We start from the raw sequence: 5,925 nt of genomic DNA, 5'->3' as shown, positions 1-5,925 counted from the left end.
TCTGATCCTGCCCGCGACGGCGGCGGGCTTTGCCGTGTTTGCCGCGCAGCGTGGCTGGGGTGTTTTTAACGTTCTCGATGCACCGACCTGGGTTGGCATCATTGCCTCCGTCGTCATCCTCGATTTTGCGATCTACCTGCAGCACGTGATGTTCCATGCGGTGCCGGCGCTGTGGCGGCTGCACCGCATGCATCACGCCGATCTCGATTTCGACGTTACCACCGGCGCGCGCTTTCATCCTATTGAAATCCTGTTGTCGATGCTCATCAAGTTCGCGGTCATTGCCGTGATCGGCGCGCCGGCCGCGGCGGTGATCATTTTCGAAGTGCTGCTCAACGCCACCTCCATGTTCAACCATGGCAATTTCCGCCTGCCCGTCGGGCTCGACCGCGTACTGCGCCTGTTCGTCGTCACACCCGACATGCACCGGGTGCATCACTCGATCGAGGATCATGAAACCAACAGCAACTTCGGTTTCAACCTGCCGCTGTGGGACCGCCTGCTCGGCACCTACAAGGCGCAACCGGACGCCGGACACGAGGCCATGACCATCGGCATCCGCGACTATCGCGAGCCGCGGCTCGCCACCGATCTGCCCGGCATGCTGATCCTGCCGTTCCTCGGGCGCATCACCGGTTATGCCATCAACCGCCGTAACTGGAGCAGCAAGCCATGAACCGCCGGACGCTAACTCGTATCGTTTTGTTCGCCGCACTCGCCGCGGCTATCCTTCTTGCTTATCGGTATCGCGATCTGCTGAATGTCGCGGCGCTCGAAAGTTGGGTGAAGTCAGCTGGCGCGCTCGGTCCGGTGCTGTACATGGCGGTGTATGCCATCGCGACCGTGCTGTTCCTGCCCGGTTCGGTGCTGACGCTCGCCGGCGGCGCACTCTTCGGTCCGGTATGGGGCACGCTCTACAGTCTGACCGGTGCCACCCTCGGCGCCACCGCGGCATTCCTGATCGCGCGCTACCTCGCTTCCGATTGGGTGAGCCGCAAGGCGAGCGGCTGGACAAAGCAACTCATCGAGGGCGTGGAGCAGGAGGGCTGGCGTTTTATCGCGTTCGTGCGTTTGGTGCCGCTGTTCCCGTTCAACCTGCTCAATTACGCGCTCGGGCTCACACGCATCGGGCTGCTCGCCTACGTCGTTGGTTCCTACGTGTTCATGTTCCCCGGCGCGCTCGCCTATACCTATCTCGGCTACGCCGGGCGCGAGGCGGTCGCGGGCGGTGAAGGATTGATCCAGAAGGGGCTGCTCGCTCTCGCCTTGCTCGGTCTGGTCGCCTTCCTGCCGAGTCTCATCAAGCGCCTGCGTGGCGCGTCCGCGACGGCCGAAGGCAAACTTTCCAGCGCCGACCTCAAGCAACGGCTCGAGCGGCGCGACGACATCACCGTGCTCGATGTCCGACCTGCCAAGGATTACACCGGCGAGCTCGGACACATCGCCGGCTCGCTCAACATCCCCATCGACGAACTGCCACGACGCCTGGCTGAGCTTGAGCCTTATCGTGACCATCCGCTCGCCGTGGTCTGCCGCACCAACAAGATGTCCGGCAAGGCCGTCGAACTCCTGCGCGGCGCCGGTTTCAAGCAGGCGCTGCTCGTGAACGACGGCATGGTCGGCTGGCAACGCCAGCAAGGCAAACCCCTGCCCGCCGGACAGGAAAATGCCTGTGCCGCAATGCCGGTACCGGGGAGCGTAAGTGCCGGCACCGGCAAAGCCATCACCATCGTCATCCAGAACGCACCGTACAAGGGCGACAACAAAGCCTGGCACGCGCTGCGCCTCGCGGGTGCGGCGCTGGCCGAGGACATGAAGGTGCGCGTGCACCTGCTCGACGACGGCGCGGTGCTCGCACGGCGCGGCCACCAGGTGCCGGACGGCGCCGTGGACCTCGAGAAACTGCTCACCGAACTCATGGAGTGCGGGCTCGAGGTGCGCGCCTGCGCCATGGCGATGAACGAATGCAAGCTCGACGAACACGATCTCATCGCCGGCGTGCAAACCGGCTCGATGACGGCGCTCACGGGCTGGATCAAGGAATCCGACATTGTTTTGACTTTCTGAGTACCACGACCATGTGCGAATTATTCGGACTCAGCAGCAACCGGCCGGTGCCACCGGGGGAGTTGCTGCGCCGATTCGGAGCGCGCGGCGGTAATACCGCCGACAACCCCGACGGCTGGGGTCTCGCCACGCTCAATGACAGCGCATTTCGTCTGACGAAAGAGCCTAACGCCGCCGCCCACAGCGCCCGCTTCCAGCAACTGTGCGGGCAGACGCATTCTTCGTTGATTCTCGGGCATGTACGCAAGGCCAACCCGCCGACCGCGAAGATTCTCGAAAACACACATCCGTTTCGCCGCGTCTGCTGCGGACGCGAATGGGTTTTCGCGCACAACGGGATCATCCCCGACACGATCGCGCTCGGTGGACCGGGCGCCACGACGCTTTGCGCGCTGTCGGGCGATACCGATTCCGAACACGCCTTCTGCGTGGTGCTGGATCGTATCGCGACGGCCTTCTCCTCATCGGCAGCGGTGCAAGGCCACGAGTGGCTCGATGCGCTCGCACGGGCGGCCGAGATGCTCGCCTCCCACGGCCGCTTCAATTTCCTGATGTCGGACGGCGTGCACCTCATCGCCTACGGCCACGACCGGCTGCACAGTCTCGCCGACACGCGGGCCACCTTTTGGCTCGATGCCGCGACCGAGACGGCGGTCATCGCCACCGAGCCGTTGACCGAGGACTCGGGCTGGCTCGCCTTTGAACCCGGCGAACTGCGCGTCTACCGCGCCGGGCGACAGATTGCACGTTTCATAACCCACCCACGCGCCATGGCGCCTGTGCCCGACGGGGATTTGCCGCGCACCAAGACCATTGTGCCCGATACCGGGCGGCATGCGCCGCTCAAGAACGGAGCCTCGCCATGAAGAAAGTATCCGTGATGTGTTTCCACGACGAGCTGTGCCAGGTGTTCAACGCCCTGATAATAGCGCTGAGTCTGCTGCGCGAGGGATCGAAGGTCACACTCTTCTTCGGCTCGCGCGGCATCAATGTCGTGCACCGCGACAAGATGAAGACGCTGACCTGTCTGCCCGACGAACCTCGGGAAATCGGCGAGGCGATGATGGCCAAGATGGACGAGATCGGCCTGCCGCTGGTCGAGGACCTGTTCGTCATGCTGATCGCGGAAGGCGCCACCGTGCTTGCCTGCCCGCTCAACCTGCCGCTCTTCGGCATGACGCCGAAGGACCTGGCGGACGGCGTCAAGGTGGCCGATCCGGCGAAGTACTACAAGGAAGTGGTGATCCCGGCAGACATGAACCTGACGTTTTAGAAGGAGAACGTGAATGAAATACCTGTTCATTCTGAACGATCCGCCCTACGGCACCGAGCGCAGCTACAACGGCCTGCGGCTGGCGCGCGAGCTGCTCAAGGACCCCAAGGCGGGCAACGAGGTGCACGTGTTTCTGCTCGGCGACGCGGCAGCGTGCGCCAAGAGCGGCCAGAAGGTGCCGCAGGGCTACTACCATCTCGAGTCGTTCCTGAAGATGATCGCGCGTGCCGGTGGCGAGATCGGCGTGTGCGGCACCTGCATGGATGCGCGCGGCATCAATGATACCGAACTTGTCGACGGGGCCTTGCGCGGAAACCTCGCCGAGCTGAGTGCGTGGACAGTCTGGGCCGACAAGGTGCTGGTTTTCTGAGCAGGTATCGAGGTCAACAATGAGCACAACCGCTGACTCCTTGATCCTGCCGACCGCCACGCAGCGTACAGCAAAGACCTACCCGGTCATTCCCATCGTGCATGCGGCGCGCACAAGCGCAGGCGGCGTGCAGGACCTGCTGCCGCGACGTTACAGCCAAGCAGTCCAGTGGTTGAGCCTCGCGGCCTTCACCCTCGCCTTCGTCGGATGGCTCAACGAAACCTGGCTGTTCCTGTTCGACAATCCGATCTGGCTCAACCGCTACACCGAATACGCGATTATTCTCGCGTTTGGCCTGTGGCGCATTTATGCGGAACAGAACCGCTATACGCGCCTGCGCCTCACCGTGCTGGTCGCCCTGGTCACGGTGCTCTGGTGGCTCACCCCCTGGTTGTGGCCAACATACGAGCCTTACGTCGGTTATCTCTGGGGGCAACCGATTTTTCCGTCAATCCACGTCCCCGGCACCATCACCTTTTTTCTGGTGCTCGCGGCCGTGTTTCTTTTCGGGCGACGAGTTATCTGTGGCTGGAGTTGCCCCTGCGTCGGTGTCCGCGAGACCGTGGGCTTTGCCTTCCGCGATCGCACCATCCGCGGTAAGTGGGCGTGGCGACTGCGACATAGCAAGTGGTTCTTCTTCATTTTCTACGTCGGCGTGATGGTCGTGACTCAGTACCCGCCGAATTCCTGGACCATAAGTTTCGTGGGGCTGTTCTATCTGATCATCGGGCTCACCTACTTCGGCACGTTCTTCGTCGCGCCGATCACCGGCAACCGCTTCTATTGCCGCTACCTGTGTCCGTACGGCGCGACCTTCGGCCTGCTCAACCACGCCGGCTTCTATGGCATCCGTATGGACAAGGACAAATGCAACGACTGCCGCCGCTGCGAACAGGTGTGCGACATGGGCATCCCGGTGTGGGAACAGGGGAAGCAATTCGGGCGCATCACCGGTATCGAGGACTGCATGGGCTGCGGGCGCTGCGTGGTGTCGTGCCCGACCGACGCGCTTGAGATCCGCGATGTACGCAATCTCTTCCGCCCGAAGCTTGTCCAGAACGGCAGCCATCTGATGAAGCAAGCTCCCATGGAGCCGGTGCCGCGCATCGAACCGGCGGCACGCCCGGCCGGCGAGCGCGTATACGACACAAACGAGATCTACGTTCGTCCGCCGCTCGCCGAGATCCAGCGGCAGGCGGCACGCTGCCTCGATTGCGGTGTGCCCGGCTGCCGCAGCGGCTGCCCGCTCGCCAACCGCATCCCTGACTGGATGCAGGCCGCCGCCCGGGGCGAATTCATCGAGGCCGCGGGAATCGCGCACGCCACCAGTCCGCTCCCGGAAGTCTGCGGACGGCTGTGTCCGCAGCATCGTCTGTGTGAGGGCGCCTGCACGCGCGCGAAGAAAGACGGCGCCGTCACAATCGGTGCGATCGAGCGCTACGTCACCGAGATCGCTCTCGAAAGCGGCTGGAAACCGGCGGCGCCATCAGCGCGCAACGGCCGGCGCATCGCCGTGATCGGCGCCGGCCCGGCCGGGCTTGCCTGCGCGGATTTCCTGAACCGCGCAGGCTGCGCGGTGACTGTCTTCGACCGGCACGCCGCGATCGGCGGGCTGCTCGCACAAGGCGTGCCGCCGTTCAAGCTCGACCGCGCGGCGCTCACAACGCGCCGCGACTTGCTGGAAACGGCGGGTATCGAATTCCAACTCGGCGTTGAGGTGGACGAACTAGCAATGCGCCGGCTCGTTGACGACCACGACGCAATGTTCCTCGCGACCGGCACGCAGGCGCCGCGCGAGATTGCATTGCCGGGCCGGAAACGGCGCGGCGTCTTCGCCGCACTCGATTACCTGAAGCCGTCGACGGCTTACCGAGCAAAGCACGTGCTCGTGCTGGGCGGCGGCGACACCGCGATGGACTGCGCGCGCACGGCGCGGCGCGCGGGCGCCGCGGTCACGGTCTGCGCACGCGCCGCCGCGGAGAGCCTGCGCGCTTCGCCGCACGAGCTGAAGGCAGCGCGCGAGGAAGGCATAGCGTTCCGCTTCCGGCATTATCCGCTTGAAATCATCGGCACGGACGCGGTCGCGGCGGTGCGCTTCCAGACGCCCGACGGCGAACTCACAGAGGAGTGCGATGCGGTGATCCTCGCCTTCGGCTTCGTCGCGCAGCCGCCCGCGTGGCTGTCCGCACTCGGCGTCGAGACTGACGCGCATGGA

The 5,925-nt window shown here is 64.3% G+C and carries 6 protein-coding genes; all 6 read left to right on the top strand.

Annotated features, from left to right (window positions below; genetic code table 11):
* On the top strand, positions 1-676 hold a 676-nt coding region (locus ACC569_RS13565; protein WP_372524069.1), incomplete at its 5' end, for a sterol desaturase family protein.
* Positions 673-2,067, top strand: coding sequence for a VTT domain-containing protein (locus ACC569_RS13560; protein WP_372524068.1), 1,395 nt, complete (start codon positions 673-675; stop codon positions 2,065-2,067). The genes ACC569_RS13565 and ACC569_RS13560, both read left to right, overlap by 4 nt.
* An 11-nt stretch (positions 2,068-2,078) precedes the next feature.
* Positions 2,079-2,933 (top strand): class II glutamine amidotransferase, encoded by an 855-nt coding sequence (locus ACC569_RS13555; RefSeq protein WP_372524067.1) that lies wholly within the window; start codon positions 2,079-2,081, stop codon positions 2,931-2,933.
* Positions 2,930-3,340: a DsrE/DsrF/DrsH-like family protein gene (locus ACC569_RS13550; RefSeq protein ID WP_372524066.1), complete on the top strand. Its 411-nt coding sequence runs from the start codon at positions 2,930-2,932 to the stop codon at positions 3,338-3,340. The genes ACC569_RS13555 and ACC569_RS13550 overlap by 4 nt, the downstream gene beginning before the upstream one ends.
* A 13-nt stretch (positions 3,341-3,353) precedes the next feature.
* Positions 3,354-3,710, top strand: coding sequence for a DsrE/DsrF/TusD sulfur relay family protein (locus ACC569_RS13545; RefSeq protein ID WP_372524065.1), 357 nt, complete (start codon positions 3,354-3,356; stop codon positions 3,708-3,710).
* Between the two features lie 19 nt (positions 3,711-3,729).
* Positions 3,730-5,925 (top strand): FAD-dependent oxidoreductase (locus ACC569_RS13540; protein ID WP_372524064.1); only part of this gene is annotated, 2,196 nt, incomplete at its 3' end.

The organism is Sulfuricaulis sp. (genome assembly GCF_041499725.1).
Taxonomy (GTDB): Bacteria; Pseudomonadota; Gammaproteobacteria; order Acidiferrobacterales; family Sulfurifustaceae; genus Sulfuricaulis.
The sequence above is the reverse complement of the archived record's forward strand: the minus strand, read 5'-3'. Positions and strand labels throughout refer to the sequence as shown.